This is a genomic window from Alkalibacillus flavidus (genome assembly GCF_040545925.1).
GTDB classification, from domain to species: domain Bacteria; phylum Bacillota; class Bacilli; order Bacillales; family Alkalibacillaceae; genus Alkalibacillus; species Alkalibacillus flavidus.
Map to the genome: position 1 here is coordinate 144,699 of NZ_JBEPMX010000001.1, position 23,854 is coordinate 168,552.

General features: G+C 43.3%; 21 protein-coding genes. 20 read left to right on the top strand and 1 reads right to left on the bottom strand.

The genetic code is table 11. The features are described from left to right. Positions 1 to 4 precede the first annotated feature (4 nt). From ABID56_RS00745 to pyrE, 8 genes are read left to right on the top strand one after another with little or no spacing between them, the layout of a single operon-like run. A complete protein-coding gene (locus tag ABID56_RS00745) occupies positions 5 to 883 on the top strand; it encodes an aspartate carbamoyltransferase catalytic subunit (RefSeq protein ID WP_354218978.1) in 879 nt (292 codons plus the stop codon). Next, the gene (gene pyrC / locus ABID56_RS00750; protein WP_354218456.1) at positions 867 to 2,138 is read left to right on the top strand and encodes a dihydroorotase; all 1,272 of its coding nucleotides are present in this window, start codon (positions 867 to 869) and stop codon (positions 2,136 to 2,138) included. Before ABID56_RS00745 ends, pyrC begins: the two co-directional genes overlap by 17 nt. Beyond that, positions 2,131 to 3,255, top strand: a complete 1,125-nt coding sequence (locus ABID56_RS00755; RefSeq protein ID WP_354218458.1) for a carbamoyl phosphate synthase small subunit — start codon at positions 2,131 to 2,133, stop codon at positions 3,253 to 3,255. The genes pyrC and ABID56_RS00755 overlap by 8 nt, the downstream gene beginning before the upstream one ends. Further along, positions 3,222 to 6,422, top strand: coding sequence for a carbamoyl-phosphate synthase large subunit (carB, locus tag ABID56_RS00760; protein ID WP_354218459.1), 3,201 nt, complete (start codon positions 3,222 to 3,224; stop codon positions 6,420 to 6,422). The genes ABID56_RS00755 and carB overlap by 34 nt, the downstream gene beginning before the upstream one ends. Then, entirely contained in the window at positions 6,419 to 7,180 is a 762-nt protein-coding gene (locus ABID56_RS00765) for a dihydroorotate dehydrogenase electron transfer subunit (protein ID WP_354218461.1), read from the top strand. The genes carB and ABID56_RS00765 overlap by 4 nt, the downstream gene beginning before the upstream one ends. After that, the gene (locus ABID56_RS00770; RefSeq protein WP_354218463.1) at positions 7,177 to 8,103 is read left to right on the top strand and encodes a dihydroorotate dehydrogenase; all 927 of its coding nucleotides are present in this window, start codon (positions 7,177 to 7,179) and stop codon (positions 8,101 to 8,103) included. Before ABID56_RS00765 ends, ABID56_RS00770 begins: the two co-directional genes overlap by 4 nt. After that, positions 8,076 to 8,789 carry an orotidine-5'-phosphate decarboxylase gene (pyrF, locus tag ABID56_RS00775; RefSeq protein WP_354218464.1) on the top strand — a complete coding sequence of 238 codons (714 nt, stop codon included), beginning with the start codon at positions 8,076 to 8,078 and terminating at the stop codon, positions 8,787 to 8,789. The genes ABID56_RS00770 and pyrF overlap by 28 nt, the downstream gene beginning before the upstream one ends. Beyond that, positions 8,767 to 9,387 carry an orotate phosphoribosyltransferase gene (pyrE, locus tag ABID56_RS00780; RefSeq protein ID WP_354218466.1) on the top strand — a complete coding sequence of 207 codons (621 nt, stop codon included), beginning with the start codon at positions 8,767 to 8,769 and terminating at the stop codon, positions 9,385 to 9,387. The genes pyrF and pyrE overlap by 23 nt, the downstream gene beginning before the upstream one ends. Before the next feature lie 103 nt (positions 9,388 to 9,490). Here the strand turns inward: pyrE and ABID56_RS00785 are convergent, their stop codons facing one another. Then, entirely contained in the window at positions 9,491 to 11,209 is a 1,719-nt protein-coding gene (locus ABID56_RS00785; protein ID WP_354218467.1) for an Rqc2 family fibronectin-binding protein, read from the bottom strand. Positions 11,210 to 11,335: 126 nt separating this feature from the next. Here ABID56_RS00785 and ABID56_RS00790 point away from each other — a divergent pair, with 126 nt between their 5' ends. From ABID56_RS00790 to rpe, 12 genes are all read left to right on the top strand, one after another. Next, positions 11,336 to 12,214, top strand: coding sequence for a YicC/YloC family endoribonuclease (locus ABID56_RS00790; protein WP_354218468.1), 879 nt, complete (start codon positions 11,336 to 11,338; stop codon positions 12,212 to 12,214). Positions 12,215 to 12,290: 76 nt separating this feature from the next. Next, entirely contained in the window at positions 12,291 to 12,551 is a 261-nt protein-coding gene (gene remA, locus ABID56_RS00795) for an extracellular matrix/biofilm regulator RemA (protein ID WP_354218469.1), read from the top strand. 11 nt (positions 12,552 to 12,562) lie between these two features. Next, positions 12,563 to 13,183 (top strand): guanylate kinase, encoded by a 621-nt coding sequence (gene gmk, locus ABID56_RS00800; RefSeq protein ID WP_354218470.1) that lies wholly within the window; start codon positions 12,563 to 12,565, stop codon positions 13,181 to 13,183. Next, a complete protein-coding gene (rpoZ, locus tag ABID56_RS00805) occupies positions 13,180 to 13,380 on the top strand; it encodes a DNA-directed RNA polymerase subunit omega (protein WP_354218472.1) in 201 nt (66 codons plus the stop codon). The genes gmk and rpoZ overlap by 4 nt, the downstream gene beginning before the upstream one ends. 170 nt (positions 13,381 to 13,550) lie before the next feature. After that, on the top strand, positions 13,551 to 14,747 hold the full coding sequence (gene coaBC, locus ABID56_RS00810; RefSeq protein ID WP_354218474.1) for a bifunctional phosphopantothenoylcysteine decarboxylase/phosphopantothenate--cysteine ligase CoaBC: 1,197 nt from the start codon (positions 13,551 to 13,553) through the stop codon (positions 14,745 to 14,747). A 9-nt stretch (positions 14,748 to 14,756) separates the two neighbouring features. Further along, on the top strand, positions 14,757 to 17,165 hold the full coding sequence (gene priA, locus ABID56_RS00815) for a primosomal protein N' (RefSeq protein WP_354218475.1): 2,409 nt from the start codon (positions 14,757 to 14,759) through the stop codon (positions 17,163 to 17,165). 30 nt (positions 17,166 to 17,195) lie between these two features. Next, positions 17,196 to 18,137 carry a methionyl-tRNA formyltransferase gene (fmt, locus tag ABID56_RS00820; protein ID WP_354218477.1) on the top strand — a complete coding sequence of 314 codons (942 nt, stop codon included), beginning with the start codon at positions 17,196 to 17,198 and terminating at the stop codon, positions 18,135 to 18,137. A 4-nt stretch (positions 18,138 to 18,141) separates the two neighbouring features. After that, positions 18,142 to 19,488, top strand: coding sequence for a 16S rRNA (cytosine(967)-C(5))-methyltransferase RsmB (gene rsmB, locus ABID56_RS00825; RefSeq protein ID WP_354218478.1), 1,347 nt, complete (start codon positions 18,142 to 18,144; stop codon positions 19,486 to 19,488). 29 nt (positions 19,489 to 19,517) lie between these two features. Further along, a complete protein-coding gene (locus ABID56_RS00830) occupies positions 19,518 to 20,279 on the top strand; it encodes a Stp1/IreP family PP2C-type Ser/Thr phosphatase (protein WP_354218479.1) in 762 nt (253 codons plus the stop codon). Next, positions 20,270 to 22,309, top strand: coding sequence for a Stk1 family PASTA domain-containing Ser/Thr kinase (gene pknB, locus ABID56_RS00835; RefSeq protein WP_354218480.1), 2,040 nt, complete (start codon positions 20,270 to 20,272; stop codon positions 22,307 to 22,309). The genes ABID56_RS00830 and pknB overlap by 10 nt, the downstream gene beginning before the upstream one ends. Further along, on the top strand, positions 22,310 to 23,191 hold the full coding sequence (rsgA, locus tag ABID56_RS00840) for a ribosome small subunit-dependent GTPase A (RefSeq protein WP_354218481.1): 882 nt from the start codon (positions 22,310 to 22,312) through the stop codon (positions 23,189 to 23,191). It begins immediately after the preceding gene. Positions 23,192 to 23,193: 2 nt separating this feature from the next. Next, positions 23,194 to 23,850, top strand: a complete 657-nt coding sequence (gene rpe, locus ABID56_RS00845) for a ribulose-phosphate 3-epimerase (RefSeq protein WP_354218483.1) — start codon at positions 23,194 to 23,196, stop codon at positions 23,848 to 23,850. The last annotated feature ends 4 nt before the right edge of the window (positions 23,851 to 23,854 follow it).

Sequence of the window (23,854 nt, forward strand, 5' to 3'; positions counted from 1 at the left end):
TCGAATGGATGATTTATCAAACGACGAGATTGATGAGATCCTTCGCGTCGCAGCACAGTACAAACGAGGTGAACGGAAGCGTTCTTTTGAAGAGAAAACAGGCGCGTTATTGTTTTATGAACCATCGACTAGAACAAAGATGAGCTTTGACATGGCTTGCCACAAACTGAATATCCCGATTCTATCATTTTCGGAAGCCACATCGAGCGCCGTTAAAGGAGAGTCCTTATACGATACGGTGAAAACGATGGAGGCGATTGGTGCTGACTTTGTCGTCATTCGCCATCCTGATGACGAGTATTTTACACAACTAGATGGCGTTAACATCCCGATTATAAACGGTGGGGATGGGACTGGTGAACATCCAACCCAATGTTTGCTCGATTTAATGACGATTAAGGAGCAGTTCAACCAATTCGATGGTTTAACGGTTACGATTTGTGGTGATGTCCGTCACAGCCGTGTGGCGCGATCGAATGCGTACGCCTTAAAGCGTCTCGGCGCAAATGTGAGACTATCTGCTCCTGAAGATTGGAGAGACCATACATTACCATTTCCGTATCTATCAATCGATGACGCCGTAAAAGATTCGGATGTTTTGATGCTTCTACGTGTGCAAACAGAACGGCATGATCGCGCAGTCGTATTAAATGACTATTTAGCAACTTACGGCTTAACGGTTGAAAGGGCTGAACAGATGCGACAAAAAAGTATGATTTTGCACCCAGCTCCTGTTAACCGAGGCGTTGAAATCGATTCTAAGTTAGTCGAAAGTGATAAGTCATTTATATTTACGCAAATGGAAAATGGCGTTTATATCAGGCAAGCTGTAATCGAGTTATTACTTACTCAAGGAGGTATCCACAATGAGACAATTAATTAAAAACGTGATGTATCAAGAGGAGCTGACGCATGTATTAATTGAGCAAGGTCAGATTGCGAGTATTGGTGATGTCGATGTAGATGAAACGTCAAACGTGATCGACGGCCAAGGCCAAACGCTTGCTCCTGGTTTCGTTGATTTACACGTCCACTTGCGTGAGCCGGGTGGTGAAGCGAAAGAAACGATTGCAACAGGGACTCAAGCAGCTGCGCGCGGCGGTTTCACAACGGTTTGTGCCATGCCGAACACGAACCCGATTCCAGATGAGGAAGTGAACCTTGCTTATGTGGAAGATTTAATTAAACGTGATGCTGTCGTCCGTGTGTTACCGTATGCCGCGATTACATCGGGCCAATCAGGTGAGGCGTTAGTTGATATGAAGCGATTAACCGAGCGTGGTGCTGTTGCTTTTACAGACGACGGTGTTGGCGTCCAATCGGCTGGCACCATGTTCGAAGCGATGCAACAAGCCGCTCAAGTCGGCCAGCCCATCGTTGCGCATTGTGAAGATAATTCCCTCGTTTACGGAGGTGTCATGCATGATGGCGAACGCCAACAGTCGTTAAACTTACCAGGTATTCCATCGCTAAGCGAATCCGTCCAAATCGCACGTGACGTCCTTCTAGCAGAAGCGGCTCATTGTCATTACCACGTATGTCATGTCAGTACGAAAGAATCCGTTCGTGTCATCCGCGAGGCGAAACGAGCTGGCATTCATGTGACTGCAGAGGTCACGCCTCATCATTTACTACTATCAGAACACGATATTCCATCAGACGATGCACATTTTAAAATGAATCCACCTTTACGAAGCGAAGCTGATCGCAGGGCGTTAATTGAAGGCTTAGAAGACGGTACGATCGACTGTATTGCAACCGATCACGCGCCTCATACACAAGAGGATAAAGCAAATGGATTCTTGGCTTCACCGTTCGGTATTGTTGGATTAGAAACAGCTTTTCCTCTTTTATATACTCATTTTGTTGAATCAGGTCATTGGTCGATTCAACAATTGATCGACTGGCTAACGGTCAAACCGGCTAAAACATTCCACTTACCTTATGGCCGACTTGAAGTGGGCTCACCTGCAGACTTAGTGCTCATTAACACAACAGACGAAGTGGTAATCGACTCAGACCAATTTTTATCTAAAGGTCAGAACACGCCATTTAATGGCTATCAGGTTAAAGGCGTTCCAACGTTAACGATGATGAATGGCGACATTGTTTGGCAAAAGGAGGAGACATATGCATAAACGTTATTTGTTGTTAGAAGATGGCTCATTATTTAAAGGCGAAGCGCTAGGAGCTGATTTAAATCAGCATATCGGAAACGTCGTATTTCAAACGGGAATGACAGGGTACCAAGAAACGTTGTCCGACCCGTCTTATTGCGATCAGCTCGTCGTCATGACGTATCCGCTAATTGGGAATTACGGGATTAACCGAGATGATTTTGAAACGGTTCGACCAGCGTTATCGGCTTTGATCGTCAAAGAAGCTGCCACGCATCCATCTCATTTTAAAAGTACGATGTCATTAGACGAGTATTTGACGCAAAAACAAATCCCCGGATTACAAGGTATCGATACGCGACGCCTCGTTAAGAAAATTCGTCAAAATGGAACAATGAAAGGGAAATTGCTCGATGACCTCAATCAAGTGGACGCATGGTTAGAAACAATGAGAATCAAAACGCTTGCGAATGATCAAGTCCAACGTGTGTCTGCGGCGAAACCCTATATTGTGCCTGGCAGAGGCTATCGTGTCGTATTAGTCGACTATGGAATGAAACACGGCATGCTCCGTGAATTAACCGAGAGAGGCTGTCATGTAACCGTCGTCCCATATGATGTTACAGCAGAAGAAGTGTTACAGCTAGAACCAGACGGTGTCATGCTTTCAAATGGGCCTGGGGATCCGAAAGATGTTCAAGAAGGCATCGACCTTGTGCGAGGATTAATCGGCTATGTTCCGATCTTCGGAATTTGTCTTGGCCACCAACTCATCGCATTAGCAGCTGGAGGGGACACAGAGCCATTAGATTTCGGCCACCGCGGAGCGAATCATCCAGTGAAAGTCGTCGATACCGGTGAAGCATGGATGACATCACAAAACCATGGCTACACCGTGTCAGAATCATCATTAAGAAATACACCCCTATGCGTGACGTATCGTGCGATTAATGACGGGTCTATTGAAGGGTTAAGCCATCATGAGTATCCCGTTTTTTCTGTACAATTTCACCCTGAAAGCGCTCCTGGACCGCATGATGCGAACGGATTGTTTGATCAATTTATCGACATGATGGAACAAACGAAACAAGGAGGCGTGACGTTATGCCAAAACGAACTGATCTTAAACGAATCTTAGTGATCGGCTCAGGACCGATTATTATTGGGCAAGCAGCTGAATTTGATTACTCAGGGACGCAAGCGTGCCAAGCGCTAAAAGAAGAAGGGTACGAAGTGATTTTAGCGAACTCCAATCCAGCAACGATTATGACCGATGAAACAGTGGCAGATGTCGTTTACATGGAGCCGTTAACGGGTGACTTTTTAGCCAAAATTATTCGTCAAGAGCGACCAGATGCACTACTTCCAACATTGGGTGGTCAAACAGGCCTTAATATGGCGACTGAATTGCATCAGCGCGGTGTGCTGGATGCTTATGATGTTGAACTGTTAGGGACGAACTTGGAAGCGATCGAAAAAGCAGAAGACCGTGATCTCTTTCGCCAATTAATGCTAGACCTTAACGAGCCGATTCCTGAAAGTACGATTGTCAGTTCAGTAGATGAAGCGGTTAAGTTTGCCGGTCAAATCGGCTATCCGACGATCGTACGACCGGCCTACACGTTAGGCGGCACAGGTGGTGGTATGTGTGAAGATGAAGCGACGTTAATCGAAACGGTTCAAAACGGGTTAGCTGTTTCACCTGTGAGTCAATGTTTAATCGAACGAAACATCGCCGGCTATAAAGAAATTGAATACGAAGTCATGCGTGATGGCGAGGATCATGCGATTGTTGTTTGTAATATGGAGAATATTGATCCAGTTGGAGTGCATACGGGTGATTCAATCGTCGTTGCCCCGTCGCAAACGTTAAGTGACCGTGAGTACCAATTGTTACGTGACGTGTCGCTTAAACTAATTCGCGAGTTAAACATCGAAGGAGGTTGTAATGTTCAACTGGCGTTAGATCCACACAGTTTTCAATATTATGTGATTGAAGTGAACCCGCGAGTGAGTCGTTCGAGTGCCCTTGCGTCAAAAGCGACGGGTTATCCGATTGCGAAACTAGCAGCCAAGATTGCTGTCGGATTAACCCTAGATGAAATGCAAAACCCGGTCACAGGTCGAACGTATTCGCATTTTGAACCAGCATTAGATTATGTCGTCACGAAAATTCCGCGTTGGCCGTTTGATAAGTTTCAGGCTGCCAATCGTCGGCTTGGTACGCAAATGAAAGCAACAGGTGAAGTGATGGCAATTGGGCGCAACTTCGAAGAATCGCTTCATAAAGCGGTGCGCTCACTAGAAATCGGGACGGATGAATGGCATTTACCTGCTTTAAAACAGGTCGATTCAGTTGACATAGAAGAGCGTTTAGCTAAACCGGATGATGAACGCTTATTCGTTTTAGGCGAGGCGTTGAGGCGCGGCTACTCAGTTGACAGAATTCACGCTATGACACAAATTGATCCGTGGTTTTTACACAAATTTAACCACCTTATCACTCTAGAACACCACTTAGGCCAACAACACTGGCAAGTGGATATGTTAGCCCGTGCTAAACAGTTAGGCTTTTCCGATCAAGCGATTGCTCGTGTATGGGAAGCAGATGAACAAACGGTATACGATTTCAGGCGAAACCAACATATAATGCCCGTTTATAAAATGGTGGATACGTGCGCAGCTGAATTCGCATCTGAAACGCCTTATTTTTATAGTACGTACGAAGAAGAAACGGAATCCATTCGCACAACGCGTCCGAAAGTCGTCGTCCTCGGTTCAGGGCCTATCCGCATTGGCCAAGGCGTTGAATTCGATTATGCGACGGTCCACTCTGTATTAGCTCTTAAAGAAGCGGGTTATGAAGCGATTGTCATTAATAATAATCCTGAAACTGTCTCAACCGATTTTCAAATATCTGATAAATTATATTTTGAACCGTTAACGATTGAAGATGTCATGCACGTGATTGACCACGAACAGCCAGAAGGGGTCATCGTCCAATTCGGAGGTCAAACGGCAATATCACTCGTCGATGAATTAGAAGCTCGGGGCGTGACGATTTTAGGAACGTCGAAAACATCAATTGACCGAGCAGAAGACCGTGACCAGTTCGACCAGTTGTTAGAAGACTGTCAAATCGCAAGACCAAAAGCAGGGATGGCAACAACGGAAGAAGAGGCGAAAAAACTGGCCCGAGAAATCGGTTACCCCGTTTTAGTCAGACCATCATACGTTTTAGGTGGTCGCGCGATGGAAATTGTTCATGAAGAATTTGAATTGATGCGATATATGCATGAGGCGGTTAGTGTTCATCCAGAGCGGCCTGTGTTAATCGATCGGTATTTAATTGGTCAAGAGCTTGAAGTCGACGCGATCAGTGATGGAGAGACAGTCGTTATTCCGGGGATCATGGAACATATTGAACGCGCAGGTGTTCATTCTGGGGATTCGATGGCTGTTTATCCAACCCAAAACATTCCTGATTCAGTCAAAGCACAATGTACTGAGATTACGACGGCGATCGCGAGGGCATTAAACGTGAAAGGCTTACTTAATATTCAATTCGTTTATCATAACGGCGATGTTTATGTGTTAGAGGTCAATCCACGCTCAAGTCGCACGGTGCCGTTTCTCAGTAAAGTCACAAGCGTTAAAATGGCGAACGTTGCTACACGTGTCATGCTAGGTGAAACATTAACGGACCTCGGATTAGAGAGTGGTTTATGCGAAGAAGACGATATGATTTCGGTTAAAGTCCCTGTCTTCTCATTTGAAAAATTACGACAAGTGGAGATTACACTCGGGCCAGAGATGAAATCAACTGGCGAAGTGATCGGTCGGGATCAAACGTTAGAGAAAGCGTTGTATAAAGGCATATTAGCATCAGGTTTAAAGGTTCCGACAGCAGGTAGTGTGCTCTTAACTGTAGCAGATCAAGACAAACAAGAGATGGTTGCCTTAGCTAAACGATTGAACGCGTTAGGATTCCAACTGTATGCGACGACAGGTTCGGCACAAGCGATCAGAGAAGCTGGCTTAGCGGTTGAAGAAGTGAACAAAATTAAGGATGATCAGTGTCACATTTTACACGTCATTGAAGAAGGGCATGTTCAACTCGTCGTCAATACGTTATCGCGAGGGAAACAAACAGAGACAGACGGCTTCCGCATTCGTCGTAGTGCGGTCGAACACGGCATTGCCTGTTTAACATCATTGGATACGGCTGAGGCCATGGTCAGTGTGATCGAGTCGATGAGTTTTGCGGCGAGTCCTATGCCGAAACAAGAGGTTGTGACGGTATGATAGTAGAGGATATGATCATTCAGAAGCATCAAGAGATTGCGCTCGATACATTTGAGATGGTGTTATCAGGGCAGGAGATTCCACTTCAAATTCAATCAGGTCAGTTCGTTCATGTGCAAATTGGCGACGGGAAACATCATGTGCTCCGTCGTCCGATATCGATTGCGGATATTGACCGTGTGGCGCAAACGGTGACCCTGATCTATCATGTAACCGGTGATGGTACAGATTGGCTGTCTTCTCGTAGATTAGGAGAGACGTTAAATGTACTCGGTCCACTCGGTAATGGATTTGATCTGCATGATATAGCTGGTGACACTATTTTAATCATCGGTGGCGGTGTTGGAGTACCTCCGCTTTATCATTTAACGAAACAATTAATACCACATTACCACGTGATCGTTGTTTTAGGGTTTGCGACAGGTGAAGCCGTCTTTTATGAGGATGATTTCCGGCGGTTAGCTGAAACGTATGTCGCAACAGATGATGGTTCTTACGGCTACCATGGTGTGGTGACAGATATCGTTAAGCAATTAGAAAGGGATTATCAACATTATTATGCTTGCGGTCCAACGCCAATGTTACAAGCGGTGCAAACACAACTGGCAGGTACGCCCGGACATTTATCATTCGAAGAGCGCATGGGGTGTGGCATCGGCGCTTGTTTTGCCTGTGTGTGCGAAGCCCGCAATGACAAAGGGTATGTGAAGATATGTCAAGATGGTCCTGTATTACGAGCAGATGAGGTGATGTTATGACATTGAACGTAACACTAGGTGGTCTTCATCTAAACAATCCGATTATGCCAGCATCAGGCTGTTTTGGTTTCGGGCGTGAATTCAGTACGTTTTATGACTTAAATCAATTAGGCGCGATCGCGATTAAAGCGGCTACTGGTGAGGCGAGATTTGGTAATCAGACACCTCGAGTCGCTGAGACGTCATCAGGTATGTTGAATGCAATTGGCTTACAAAATCCTGGCGTTGACGGAATCATTGCGAATGAACTACCTTTTTTAAGTCAGTATCATGTACCGATCATAGCGAATATTGCAGGCAGTACCCTTGAAGAGTATGTTCATGTTGCGAGTCAAATGGCAAGTCAATCTGTTGTTGCAGCTTTAGAGTTAAATATTTCATGTCCGAATGTGAAAGAAGGTGGCGTACAATTTGGAACGGATGCTACCTTAGCTTATCGCGTTACTCAAGCCGTCAAATCAGTGTCAACAAAACCCGTTTTTGTTAAACTCTCTCCTAATGTCACAGATATAACGGACGTTGCCACAGCGGTCGAAGAAGCAGGGGCAGACGGCCTGTCGATGATTAATACTCTAACAGGAAGACGTCTAGATTTGCAGCAACAAAGACCGATTATCGCGAATGGGTCGGGTGGATTGTCGGGACCTGCAATTAAACCGATTGCGATCCATATGATTCATCAAGTCCGACAAAAAACGTCGCTACCGATTATTGGAATGGGCGGCATTCAATCAACCGAAGACGTCCTTGAGTTTTTACTAGCTGGCGCTGATGCAGTCGCTGTAGGAACAGCGAATTTCCAAGATCCGTTTATATGTGAGCGTTTAGTTCAAACTTTACCTGACACGTTAGAGAAGTATGGGTTTCATTCTGTGAAGGAAGTGAGGGATGCAAGGTGCAACCACCCATCTACCTCGCGTTAGATGTTCGTAGCGTTGAAGAAGCCAAGTCGTTGTTAGACAATCATAATTTACATGGGGTTCCAGTCAAAGTTGGTATGCAGTTGTTTTACAGTGAAGGAAGGCGGATTATCGAGTATTTGAAGAGGAATCAGCACCCGATATTTTTAGATCTGAAATTACACGATATCCCAAACACCGTCTATGAAGCCATGCGTCGTTTGGCGCAGTATGAGCCTTCGATCGTGAATGTCCATGCAGCGGGTGGCAGCCGAATGATAGAAGCGGCCAAAAATGGTCTAATCGGTGAAAACAGTCAAGCTCAATTGTTAGCCGTCACTCAATTAACATCAACCGATGAGACGATGCTTGAATCGGAATTATTAATTGAAAAGAACATGGAGGAGACGGTGCAACATTACGCATATGTCAGTCAACAAAGCGGTGCTGATGGTGTTGTCTGCTCCGTTCATGAAGTACCGTCTATTAAACAGACGTGTGGTTTAGGTTTTACGACATTAACACCGGGTATTCGTCTTCAGAACGATGGTCATCACGATCAAACCCGTGTGGCGACACCTGCTAAAGCAAAAGAAGCGGGAAGTGACATCATCGTCGTCGGTCGTGCAGTCACACAAGCAAAAAATCCAAAACAAGTGTATCAATCAATCGTAGAGGAGTGGTCAAATGCATCAACAACCAATAGCTGAACAGTTAATCGACATCGGAGCATTACAAATTAATATGGATCAACCGTTTACGTGGTCGTCAGGGATTACGTCACCTGTTTATTGTGATAATCGTTTGACGATGTCTTACCCGCAAGTTCGCCGACAAATTGCCAAGCAGTTCGCAGACCAAATTGATCCCTCACACGTTGATGTCATCGCAGGGTGCGCGACAGCGGGCATTCCTCATGCAGCATTCACTGCTGAATCGTTACATTTACCGATGATTTATGTGCGTAGTAAACCGAAAGGCCACGGTTTAGAAAATATGATTGAAGGCCATGTTGAAGCTGGTGATCGTGTTGTCGTGATTGAAGATTTAATTTCGACGGGACAAAGTGCTCTTAATGTCGTTCAAGCTTTAAAAGATAAAGGGTGCGAAGTTGTGCATGTGCTATCGATTTTTACATATGGATTAGATGAAGCAGAAAAACAGTTTAAAAAAAGCGGTATGATTTATAAGAGCCTAGCGACATTTGATGAGGTGGCAAGCTTACTAAAAGGAAAAGGTGAGTTAAGCCAAGGTGAATACGATGCATTACATCAGTGGCGTGATCACCTTGTGCTAAAAAATGCTTAATCATAAGATTAAAGCACGCCATTTAAGAAGGAAACCCGAACGATTTATTTATATTAAAATCGTTCGGGTTTAACTTTGCATAATTAGGTTTTGTCTCAATCTCTTACGGTTGTTGATTTCCAGTTACTTTCATCTGTTCAATTTGTCTCTCATCTGGTGTCACATAAACGGTTTGTTGATTGTCATATGTCACGTAGCCCGGCTTGGCGCCGTTTGGTTTGCGGACATGTTTAATCGCCGTATAATCGACTGGAACAGATGATGACTCTTTGGCTTTACTGTAGAATGCCGCAATCATCGCCGCTTCTAAAATCGTTTCTTCACTCGGATCACTGTGACGGATGATGACGTGTGAACCTGGAATGTCTTTCGTGTGCAACCAGATATCATTTTTATTCGCCATCCGGTTCGTTACGAATTCGTTTTGTTTATTGTTTCGACCAACGATAAGTTCCGTGCCATCTGAGGCCTGGTAATGGTCAGGTTGTAACCATTTTTGTTTTTTCTTCTTCGACTTTTGTTGCTTCGCTTTCAAATAGCCTTCTTCTTCTAATTCATCTCGAATATCTTGGACATCATCTTGTCTAGCTTGTTCGAGTTGTTGAATGAGTCGCTCAAAATAGTCAATTTCTTGTTTGGCTTTCTCGATTTCAACGAGCACGACTTCTTTCGATTTCTTTAATTTTTGATACTGTTTAAAATAATATTGCGCATTATCACTAGGCGATTTGTTCGGGTCTAACTGAAGCGTAATCGTGTTTTGTTCTGGATCATAATAATCCATCACATCGACCGATTCATCACCTAATTTCACAAGGTGTAAATGGGCCGTCAACAATTCCCCGTATTTTTGATAGTCATCAGCTTTTTCGGCTTTCGCTAACGTTTTTTCTTGTTTTTTGATTTTGCGTTCGTTTTTCGCTTTTTCGTTTTTTAAGAAGCGCATGAGATCGTGCGTTTGGTTTTTAATTCGATCGCGTTCGGCTTTGCCAGCATAGTAATCATCTAGCATGGTACTAATGGAATCAAACGTTTTCGTTTCTTGGTCAAATGTGACTTCGGGTAACACGTGAAAGTCTTCGTTTTGTCCGATTGCGCGTTTCGGTTCATAACGGTGATGACTTAAGTTGTCTTTGAATGCATCAAACACATCGGCATAAGCTTGATTATCGCCTAAATAAGCTTTGCTTGCTAATGCTTTCGTGACGAGTGGTGAGCATCCCATTAATACGTTCAACATTTGGCGGTCGATTTTTCCTTGGAGGAAATCGAGTTTGCGGACAAATGTATCACCATCTAATTGAAGCGGGTTAAGTTTACCTTGTTCAGGTGGTGCAATGTAAGTTTGGCCAGGCAAAATAGTACGGTGACGGTTTTGTGCTGGACTAATATGTTTTAAACTGTCTAATATGACATTACGCTCTGGATCAACGACCATCACATTACTATGTTTGCCCATTAATTCGATAATTAACGTCTTGTACTGTTCGTCGCCAATTTCATCTTTGCTACGAACCTTCATATGAATAATGCGTTCTAATTCAACTTGTTCGACTGATTCAATAAAACCAGCGCCTAAATATTTGCGTAACACCATACAAAACATGGGTGGTTCTTTCGGATTGGTATATTTCTCGCTCGTTAAGTGAATACGAGCATAACTTGAGTGCGTCGAGATCAATAAGCTATGGTTTGTCCCGCCGCTACGGACTGTTAAAACAAGCTCGCTGTCAGTTGGTTGGTATATTTTTTGAATGCGGCCACCTTCTAAGTTCGTTAATTCGTGTGTGACTGCACGGGTTACAATTCCATCAAATGGCATGTTTATCACCTCATAGATTATTAGTATAGCATGAATAAATATTGATTTAATACCGTTTAATAGTTGAAATGTCATCTCATTTAATGCGAAAATATATTACGTACTTAAAAAAAGTTGGTGATGAACGTGGTCCAAAGTATGACTGGCTACGGCCAAGCTATAGGTCAATTAGGCGAGCAACAAGTCTCAATCGAAGTGAAAACGGTGAATCATCGCTTTTTAGATTGTTCACTAAAAATGCCTAATGAATTACTACCTCTAGAAGAAACATTAAAAGCACGTATTAAAAACTGGTTTGAGCGCGGCCGAGTCGATGTTTGGATTCAAATAAACGGTGAGGCGTTAAGCGAGCAGTCAATACGCGTAAACTGGCCATTATTAAATCAATACTTAGAACAGATTCATAATATCCAAGATAAAACTCATGTTTCAGGTGACGTCACGATCGATCATCTATTACAACTCGATGGTTTGTTTGAAAAAGATCAAACGACTCACATCGATGATCAATTAGAAGATGTGGTACTTAACACATTAGATGATGCCTTAAAGAGTGTTGCCGACATGCGTCGTGATGAAGGCGAAAAACTTAAACGTGACGTATTACATTATAATGCTGACATTAAGCGTCTTGCAAAAGAGTTAGATGATAACCAAGAAACGTTAAAAGAGCATTATTATGAACGCGTGTTAAATCGAATGCAGGATGCTCTCCGAGACGTTTCCATTGATGAACAACGACTTGTTCAAGAAGTGGCCTTTTTAGTCGATAAAGGTGATATTTCTGAAGAAGTGACGAGGCTTTTATCACATGTGGACCAAGTGGATGAGTTGCTCGTATCGAATGAAGCGATCGGGCGTCGGTTAGATTTTTTAACACAAGAATTGCACCGAGAAGCAAATACGATTGGGTCAAAAGCAAATGATGTTGCTTTGAGTAAGCAAGCGGTCGCATTAAAGAGTGTCATCGAGAAAATTAAAGAACAAGTCCAAAATATAGAATAATATTTGAGTTTTTGCCTATATTTAGACTATAATAGAAGTATTATATATAGTGACACAAAAGTTAGGGGAGACAAGAATGAATTTGAAATTAATTAATATCGGGTTTGGTAACGTCGTATCTGCCAATCGGATTATCTCGATCGTATCGCCCGAATCCGCCCCGATCAAACGTATTATTACGGTCGCACGTGATAGTAATAAACTCGTAGATGCTACATATGGAAGACGAACACGCGCAGTCATTGTAACGGACAGTGACCACGTCGTCTTATCGGCTGTACAACCCGAAACAGTTGGACAGCGTGTCGTGAATGAAGATATGAACATCGACAACTAGGAGGACCTGTCGTGAGAGATGAAAAAGGTATTTTATTTATCCTTTCTGGCCCATCTGGGGTTGGCAAAGGAACGGTTCGAAAAGCACTTTTCGACCAAGATCCAGATTTAGCGTATTCGATTTCCGTGACAACTCGAGACCCTCGAGAAGGGGAAGAAGACGGCGTCGATTATTTCTTTAAAACTAAAGAAGACGTCCAACAAATGATTGAACGAAATGAATTAATCGAGTATGCTGAATATGTAGGCAATTATTATGGCACACCGAAAGCCTATGTCGAACAAACATTAGAACAAGGGCGAGATGTCTTTTTAGAAATTGAAGTCCAAGGTGCCTTACAAGTAAAAGAGAATTTTCCTGAGGGCGTTTTTATTTTCTTGTTCCCACCGAGCTTAGAAGAACTGAAAAATCGTATTATAACGCGTGGAACAGAAGATGAAGGGGTAGTCCGCAATCGTTTATCAGAAGCGAAAAAGGAAATTGAGATGATGGATGCTTATGATTATGTTGTCGTCAATGATGACGTTCATGCGGCCGTTCGTCGTATAGAATCAATTGTTGAGAGTGAACATTTAAAACGCGAGCGCATCGCATCACAATATAAAAAAGCGTTAGGGAGTGTTGATTTATGATTTTAGAGCCGTCAGTTGACAATTTGCTTAACAAAATTGACTCAAAGTATGCCATTGTGAGAGCATCGTCAAGTCGTGCGCGTGAACTGCATGATAACCAAAATTATATGCTTGATGATTACAAATCACCGAAGTATGTCGGCCGAGCATTAGAAGAAATTATTGAAGACAAATTATCGATCGAAGAATACAAATAATAGGCAGTCAAATAGCGTATGCAGGTTGGTGATGAGATGGGTTTATTCCATGCACCACCTAGCGCAAAACACGATGCCCGATGATTGGAACAACCTGCTGTATTACAGGTTGTTCTTTTTTGATAGGGCATCTTCAGACAAAGGCGTGTTTTATGATGGAGGCGAGATAGATGAACCAAACAGAAAATGTACTACTCGGAGTCTCAGGAGGAATAGCGGCGTATAAGGCGTGTGCTATAACGAGTAAACTCGTACAACGCGGTTATGACGTAAAAGTAATCATGACTGAAGGAGCAACGGAATTCGTCAGTCCCTTAACGTTTCAAGCATTATCTCGGAACCCTGTTTACACAGATGCGTTTGACGAAAAGAATCCCGAAAAGATTGCTCATATTGACTTAGCGGATTGGGCAGACGTCACAATTTTAGCGCCTGCAACCGCTCATTTGTTAGGCCGAATCGCAAATGGCTTAGCCGATGACATGTTAACGACAACTTTACTTGCGACTACGAGTCCTGTTTATATTGCGCCAGCTATGAACGTTCATATGTATGACCACCCTGCGGTAAAAGCCAATTTGCAAACACTTGATTCGTATGGTTATCATTTTATCGAACCAGGAGACGGTTATTTAGCTTGTGGCTATGTCGGTAAAGGACGGCTAGAGGAACCAGAGCGAATTATTGATGTTGTCGAAGAACATAAAACGAAGCGACAGTATCAGCCACTCAGCGGTAAACGCGTACTCGTTACGGCAGGCCCAACGATTGAGTCGATTGATGCCGTTCGTTATTTCACGAATCACTCGTCCGGTAAAATGGGATATGCAATTGCTGAATCGGCACGCGACCTCGGAGCTAGTGTCACGTTGGTGAGCGGCCCAGTGACATTAGAAAAGCCACACGGTATCACAGTAAAAGACGTTACGACTGCTGAGGAAATGTATAATACCGTTTTGAATGACTATGACGAGCAAGATATCGTCGTCAAAGCAGCAGCCGTCGCTGATTATAAGCCAGTTGAACAAGTCGAGAATAAAATGAAAAAACAATCGGGTCCATTATCAATAGAAATGAAGCGTACCCGTGATATTTTACAAGCACTCGGAGAACGCAAAACGAAGCAATACTTAGTCGGCTTTGCGGCTGAAACGGACGAGCCTCTTGTTTATGGTCGTGATAAAATGGCGCGCAAGCATTTAGATGCGATTGTCGTTAATGACATAAGCCGTGACGAACAGGGCTTTAAAACCGATACGAATGCGGTTGACGTCTTAACTGCGCAAGAACGTCATGAGACGATTCCGTTACAGTCAAAAGAAGCCGTCGCTAAGCAGTTATGGTCAATTTTACTCGAAGAAATGTAGGTGAAAAACGTGGACATCGCTAAAGTCGTCGTAGATGTACCCGTGTCGGCAACAGATGCATTATTTGATTATCATATTCCTGACCATTTAAAAACGGTCGTTAAGCCTGGTGTGCGTGTTGTGGTGCCATTTGGGCCTCGCCATATCATGGGGTTTGTCGTCGATTTAACAGATGATAGTGACTTCGACAAATTAAAACCGATTCAACGTGTGATGGATTATGAACCGATATTAACACCAGAATTACTCAAATTATCTAAGTGGTTACAACACGAAACACTCTGCTTTCGCATTTCTGCCTTACAAGCCATGTTACCGGCCGTCTTTAAGGCGAAATACGAAAAGGAAGTGTGGCTATTAACAGAGGAAGACGCTTTACCAGACAATTGGCAACGAGTCACACAAGGACGCGAAGTCATCCCGTTTCAAGATTTGCAAGATGCCCAAATTCCCGACTCACAAATTACAAAACACATTGAAGTGGGCGATATTGAGTTAAAATATGTCGTAAAAGGGAAAAACCGCGTGAAGACCGATACATATGTTAAACTGGCGTTAAGTGAACCTGAAACGTTAGAAAAGTTAGACGATATCAGTAAACAAGCGAAGCAGCAACGTCAAGCCCTAATGTGGTTAATCGACCAAGAAGAGCCTGTTCGGTTGAAGCAACTGCAACAAACATTAGATGTCACGAGAGGGCCAATTAAAGCATTAGAGGATAAAGGGTTCATTTCATTAGTCCAACGCGAAATTTATCGTGACCCTCATGGAGCAGAACAACAACCGTCGCAATCACTTCCGTTAACGGAACAACAGCAAAACGTGATCAACCCCATTATGGACAATATTGAACAGTCTAAGCATGACGTTTTTTTACTCCATGGTGTCACAGGAAGTGGAAAGACAGAAATTTATCTACAATCGATTGAAAAAGTACTCGCTAAAGGGGAAGAAGCGATTGTATTAGTGCCTGAAATAGCTTTAACGCCACAAATGGTGACACGTTTTAAGTCACGTTTTGGTGCTGATGTTGCGGTTCTTCACAGCGGGTTGTCGACCGGCGAGAAATATGATGAATGGCGAAAAATTCACCGCCGTGAAGTGAAAGTTGTGGTCGGCGCAAGGTCAGCGATTTTTGCACCGTTTGACCGTCTCGGTATTATTATCATTGACGAAGAACATGAAACGACGTATAAACAAGAAGATTATCCGAAGTACCATGCCCGAGAAGTCGCTAAATATCGTGGCGATTATCACCAGTGTCCAGTCGTGTTAGGGAGCGCCACACCAACGTTGGAGAGCTATGCTAGGGCGCAAAAAGGTGTTTACCGTTTGTTAGAGTTAACTGAGCGTATTAATCAACAAGCACTCCCTGACATGGAGATCGTCGATATGCGTAAAGAATTAGAAAAAGGGAACCGGACGATGTTTTCTGATGCTTTAGTGGACAAAATGAGCGAGCGGATTAATCGTGGTGAACAAGTTGTTCTGATGTTGAACCGCCGGGGTTACGCATCGTTTGTTATGTGTCGCGAATGCGGAGAGACCGTACAATGTGAGCATTGTGATATATCGATGACGTATCACCGGACGCAGCATCGATTGAAATGCCACTATTGTAATGCAGAACGTCCGATGCCAGATGTTTGTCCGAATTGCGAAAGCGATGCGATTCGCTTCTTTGGAACAGGGACACAAAAAGTCGAAGAAGCGTTGCGGGAACAGATGGATAATGCTCGGATTATACGGATGGATGTCGATACGACGAGTCGTAAAGGAGCTCACGAACGGTTGTTGCAACAGTTTGCCGATGGTGAAGCGGATATTTTGCTCGGAACCCAGATGATCGCGAAAGGATTGGATTTTGAAAACGTCACGCTCGTTGGTGTCATTGCAGCGGATGCAATGTTACATTTACCCGATTTTCGTGCTGCTGAGAAATCGTTTCAATTATTAACGCAAGTGAGTGGTCGAGCTGGACGGCATGAATTACCTGGTGAAGTTGTGGTCCAAACGTACACACCTGAGCATTACACAGTAGAAATGGCTGCGGCTTATGATTATCAAGCGTTTTACTTACGTGAGATGCAAGTAAGAAAACGATTTGGTTATCCGCCTTATTATTATCTCGTATTAGTGAATTTATCGCACAGCCATCACGTCAAGGCAGTTGATGCTTCTAAACGTGTCGCTGAGTTATTAGCGAGAGAATTAGGGGATGACGCGCAGTTGTTAGGACCTTCACCATCTCCTATGTTACGGATTAAAGATCGCTATCGTTACCAATGCATGATAAAATATAGACAGCGTGACGATGTGGAAAGTGCATTGTCCCAACTTCTCAATCAATTTCAAAAAGAAATGACCCAAGATGATTTACAATTAACTGTCGATTTTGAGCCATATTATTTTATGTAATCGAACGAAGAATAGATGAAGGAGTTTATTATGACGAAACGAATTGTATTTATGGGGACGCCTGATTTTAGCGTTCCAGCTTTAGAACAATTAATCGCATCCGATTATGACGTCGTGGCTGTTGTGACACAACCTGACAGACCAAAAGGGCGCAAAAAACATCTGACGCCTTCCCCTGTCAAAGAATGTGCAACCACGTATGATATTCCCGTTTTACAGCCGGAGAAGATTAAACACGACTACGAAACGATTTTAGAATACGAACCCGACTTAATCGTCACAGCAGCATACGGACAAATTTTGCCCGAACCATTATTAAATGCACCTGAATACGGTTGCATCAATGTCCATGCCTCATTATTACCTAAATGGCGCGGTGGAGCTCCTATTCATTACTCGATCTTAAATGGGGATAGTGAAACAGGGATTACCATCATGTATATGGTAAAAGCCCTGGATGCCGGTGCGATGTTGGCCCAAGAGCGTGTCACGATTCACGAAGAAGATACAGTTGGTGATTTGCATGACCGATTATCTGACGTCGGACGCGATTTGTTGCTTAAGACGATACCACGTTTGTTTGCTGGTGACATTGAGCCAGAAGAGCAACAGCATGAAAAAGCGACGTTCGCTCCGAACATTACGCGCGATATTGAACGAATCGATTGGTCGGAGCCACAAGAGACCGTTTACAATCAAGTGCGCGGTCTTAATCCATGGCCAGTTGCTTTTACGACCTACCACGGCGAAACGGTCAAAGTGTGGGCGGCTGAGAAAGTGAATCAATCAACAGAGCTAGCACCGGGTACGATTGTCCAAGTCGATGTGAATCAAGGGATCGATATTGCGACTGGCGATCAGAAGGTAATTCGTTTAACGCAAATTCAACCAGCTGGTAAAAAGCGTATGAACACTATCGATTTTTTACGCGGATCGGCAGACTTTTTCCAAGTTGGTGACCAATTAGGATGATCATATGTCAACAGTAAAAACAGTACGTGAAATTGGATTAAATATATTAGAACGTGTGAGCCAAGATGGTAGTTTCAGTCATATTTTAATTAACCAAACGATGGCCAAGCACGATTTGAAAGTAGAAGATCGAGGGTTGTTGACCGAACTCGTATATGGGACGTTACAACGACAAATGACGCTCGACTATTACATTAAACAATTTGTAGGCAAAAAGAAACTCGACCAGTGGGTTCGGATTTTGCTGCGGATGTCGTTATACCAAATGGTCTATTTATCACGAGTGCCTGACCACGCTGTGATAAACGAAGCCGTTACGATTGCGAAAGCGAGAGGGCATAAAGGCATTAGTGGATTCGTAAACGGTGTGTTAAGACAAGCACAACGCGAAGGCGTTCCGTCGATAGACGATATTGAAGATCCGATCAAACAATTAGCGGTCCGAACGAGTCATCCAACATGGCTTGTTCGACGTTGGATCGATCAATATGGCTTTGAAACGACTCAAGCGATGTGTGAGTCTAATATTCAATCGAAACAAGTCGCCGTCAGGGTCCAGCCACTTCGAATGACTCGAGATGAAGCGATGCAGTCATTGATTGAAGAAGGCATTGAAACGGAACGGTCTCGTTTATCGCCGCAAGGGTTGATTGTGACGAAAGGCAATGTATTGCATAGTCAGTTATTCCCTGATTATTTAACGATACAGGATGAAACGTCCATGCTCGTTTCAGAGATGGTCGCACCGACTGGTGAGATGACTGTTCTCGACGCGTGTAGTGCCCCTGGTGGCAAAACAACACACCTTGCAGAAAAGATGAATAATGAAGGATCAATCTACGCTTACGATTTGCATCACAATAAAATCAAACTCGTCCAAGAAAAGGCTGAAACGTTAGGGTTAACGAATGTAGCTGTTCATACGTCGGATAGCCGTCACCTTAAGAACTTACATAGTGATGCGACATTTGACCGTATTTTATTAGATGCGCCATGTACAGGGCTTGGTGTTTTACGAAGCAAGCCGGATATTAAATATCAAAAGTCTGAACAAAACATTTCAGAGTTAGCGGACGTGCAAGCTCAATTACTCGACGCTGTTTTGCCGCTTTTAAAACAAGAAGGGCATTTAATTTATAGTACGTGTACGGTCGATCAGGAAGAAAATGAACAACAAATTCACGCCTTACTCGAGCGTCATCCAGATTTAGAAGTTGATCCAACCTTCTTCTCGGATTTACCTGTTGAATGTCAAACATTATCTGGCTTGAGTTCGGTTGGGTTACAAATATTCCCGCATGATTTCCAGGCAGATGGATTTTTTATAACACGATTACGATACCGTAAGTGATTAGATGTGAAGTGAGGTGCATGACATCGATGCAAGCAGTATATAAGTCTGATAAGGGTCAAATACGCGAAACGAATGAAGATAGTGGTGGCTTATTTTATAACCGTGGGGGGCAACTGTTAGCCGTTGTTGCAGATGGCATGGGGGGTCACCAAGCAGGTGATGTCGCAAGCCAAATGGCCACAGAGGAAATGAAATCCTATTGGGAAGAAGCAGAAGCTTTCAACGATATTCGCGAATTAGATGTTTGGCTTGATACCGTTATTCAAACTATGAATGATACATTACGTGATTACGCACAACAACGCCAAGAGTTAGCTGGAATGGGGACGACATTAGTAGCTGCTGCTTTTGTTAATCAAACCGTTGTCGTTGCGCATGTAGGCGATAGTCGTTTATATCATGTGACAAATGAAACCATTGAACAAAAAACGTATGACCATTCCTTCGTTAATGAACTCGTCTTACAAGGGCAAATCACACAAGAAGAAGCGGAGTATCATCCGAAGAAAAATATTTTAACACGAGCGCTTGGTACATCAGAATCGATTGCCGTGGATGTGGTGGATTATGAATGGCATGAAACAGGTTATGTTTTATTGTGTACGGATGGTTTAACGAATAAAGTATCGGATCGTGACTTGCTTGATATGTTGCTAAAGCATGACACAATCGAGCAAAGCGTGGACGAATTACTTCATGAAGCGAACGAACGTGGCGGTGATGATAATATCACAGCGATAGTCGTTGAATTAACGCCGGATGAAGCAGGTGATCCGACATGGTCTTAGGAAATGTCTTAAATGATCGTTACCGGATTATCCGCTATATTGGTGGCGGTGGAATGGCGAACGTTTATTTAGGCCAAGACTTAGTGTTGAACCGCGATGTAGCCATCAAAATACTTCGGATGGAATATGCTGATAATCCTGAGTTTATCGAACGGTTTAACCGTGAAGCAGAAGCAGCCATCAGCTTGTCTAACGAACATATTGTTAGCATCTATGATGTCGGACAAGAAGATGATATTCATTATATAATTATGGAATATGTCGATGGGATGACGTTAAAGCAATATATCCAAGCCTACGGTATGATACCGATGCAAGAATCGGTTCAGATAATGTTGCAATTAACAGACGCCGTTGAACACGCTCATCAAAATGATATTGTACACCGTGATATTAAACCACAAAATATTTTGATCGATGGCCATGGACATGTAAAAATTACGGATTTCGGTATCGCTCGAGCATTAAGTACGACGTCTCTAACGAAAACGAATGACGTCATGGGGTCTGTTCATTATTTATCACCAGAACAGGCCCGCGGCGGACTCGCAACGAATAAGTCTGATGTTTATTCACTTGGTATTGTTTTGTACGAATTGTTGACGGGTCGATTACCGTTTTCAGGCGAATCTGCTGTATCGATTGCGCTCAAACATATGCAAACAGAACCGCCATTTGTCAGAAGTTTTAATCCAGACATTCCACAAAGTTTAGAAAATGTTGTGTTAAAAGCGACGGTGAAAAACCCTTTAGAACGCTTCAGTACAGTGGGAGAATTAAGACAAAGTTTAGAGACAGTATTTGACGCTTCAAGAGCTAATGAAGCACGTTATGTTCCGCCTGTAGAAGAAGGGGAAGACACCAAAGCCATCCCGGCCATACAAGAAGGTAGTCATTCATCAGCTCAAAGCCATACTGATCAATCCGAAACGATTGTACCTGGAGCGCAAACGTCACCAAAACGGTCGAAAAAATGGGTAGCTTGGTTAACGACAGCAGTTTTTTTACTGATTGCAGCAATTATGGTTGCATTGTTTGTTTTACCAGGAATGTTCATGCCAGATGATGTGACGATACCAGATGTAGAAGGCTTTACTTACGAAGATGCTGTAACAGAGTTGTCCAATTTAGACTTAGTTGTTGAGCGTGAATCGGTTTTTTCTGAAGAAATAGAGGAAGGATCTGTCGTTCGTTCGTCGCCTAATGCTGGTTCGACCGTAAAAGAAGGGGCAACTGTGACATTGTATACGAGTTTAGGTCAAGAAAAACTTGAGTTTCCTGATTACGTTGGCGATGATTTTGATGAGGTGCGTCGTTATTTAGAGGCGAATGGCTACCAAGAAGTGATTTACTATGAAAGAACGTCAGATCAACCAGAAGGAACGATTATCGAACAGATACAGCCTGAACCAGGTGCTGACATTATCCCCGAAGAAACTCGGGTCATTTTCGATATTAGTCAAGGACCGCCATCGGTTGAAATTCCATCATTCACGAATTGGACATTAGATGAAGTACAAGATTATGCGAGCGAACATTCGTTGACCTTGTTAACAGAAGAAGAGCATTCAGGTGATTTCGCACAAGGTCGAATTACACGCCAAGAGCCACGCCCTGAAAGTGAACTCGAACAAGGTGATGAGATTAAAGTGTATGTTTCGCAAGGGCCTGAACCTCAGCCAAGAACAGAAACGGTCTCTTTTACCGTTGACTATCAAGAGCCGAATACGAGTCAAGACGACCAGTCACAAGGTAATGATCAATCGAATCAAAATGATAATTCGAACCAAAACGATAATCAGACAGATACATCAAATCAATCACCAGAAGGACAAGAAGTCGCGATTTATATTGATGATCAAAACAATAATATCAATGACATTTATGAAGATGACGTCATTTATGAAGACACGACGTATTCCGTTGATGTCACAATCGAACCGGAGACGACAGCTGAAGTGTTAGTCTTACGCGAAGGTGAACAAGTTTATCACGAAACGATACCATATGATTCAGAAGAGAGTGAGTAAATGGTTCAAGGAAAAATAATGAAAGCATTAAGTGGGTTTTATGATGTCATGGTCGGGGATCAAATCTACCGGTGCAAAGGACGAGGTGTGTTTAGAAAGCAGAAAATCACCCCACTTGTCGGAGATTACGTTGACATCACGTTAGAAGAAGACGAAACAGGAACGGTTACAGACGTTTTACCTCGAGATCATGAACTTATTAGACCGCCTGTTGCGAATGTTGACCAGGCGATTATTGTGACGTCGATGATTGAACCAGAATTTAACCCTTTACTTCTTGATCGTTTTTTAGTTTTAGTTGAACATAAACAACTCGATGCTTTAATTGTGTTAACAAAAGACGATTTAATTGATGACGAGACGAGGAAGAGAATCGATTATTATCGATCGGTTTATGAAGCGATCGGTTATGACGTGATTCAAACGTCGCAAGAAACAGCAGACTTAACCGAACAACTTAAACCTTATTTGCGTGATAAAACGTCCGTGATAGCAGGACAATCTGGCGTTGGAAAATCGACGTTACTTAATCGATTAGACGACACGTTAAACATTGAAACAAATGATATTTCCCAAAGTCTTGGGCGTGGCAAGCATACAACTCGCCATGTTGAGCTGTATCAATTAGGTGGTGGATTAGTAGCGGATACGCCAGGTTTTAGTGCTCTTGATTTCGATGAACTGGCTTTAGAAGACCTACGTCACTGTTTTCCTGATTTAATGGCATTTGAAGAGGGTTGTAAATTCCGCGGGTGTTACCATATTAATGAACCGAAATGCGCGGTGAAACAGGCTGTCGATGATGGTGACATTGCTCCATTTCGATATACGCATTATCAACAATTTTACGATGAAATTAACCAAAGAAAGCCGAGGTATTAACGATGACAAAAATTGCTCCATCTATTTTATCTGCTAATTTTGCAACATTAAAAGAAGATATTCAGTCAGTTGAAGCGGGAAGTGATTACATTCATGTTGACGTGATGGATGGTCATTTCGTGCCGAACATTACGATTGGCCCGATGATTGTTGAAGCGATTCGCCCCGTGACAGACCGACCGCTCGATGTTCATTTAATGATTGAAAACCCGGAACAGTACATTGATGCGTTCGCTGAAGCGGGAGCGGATATTATCTCTGTTCATCAAGAAGCGTGTCCGCATTTGCATCGTGTGATTCAACAAATTCAAGCACACGGTGTGAAACCTGGAGTCGTTATTAATCCAGCGACCCCTGTATCAGCGGTCGAGCCCATTTTACAAGATGTTGACCTCGTCTTAGTCATGACGGTGAACCCTGGTTTTGGTGGCCAATCGTTTATCACGTCGACATTAGGCAAAATTGAAGAGCTCGCTCAATTGAAAGCTGATTATGGATTTGATTTTGAAATCGAAGTAGATGGCGGCGTTAAAGCTGAAACAGCACCTGACTGTGTTAAGGCGGGAGCAGACGTGTTAGTCGCTGGTAGTGCCATTTTTAAACAGTCAGATCGCCAAGCTGCGATTGAATCCATTCGTTCAAGCATCGAAATATCTTAGGAGG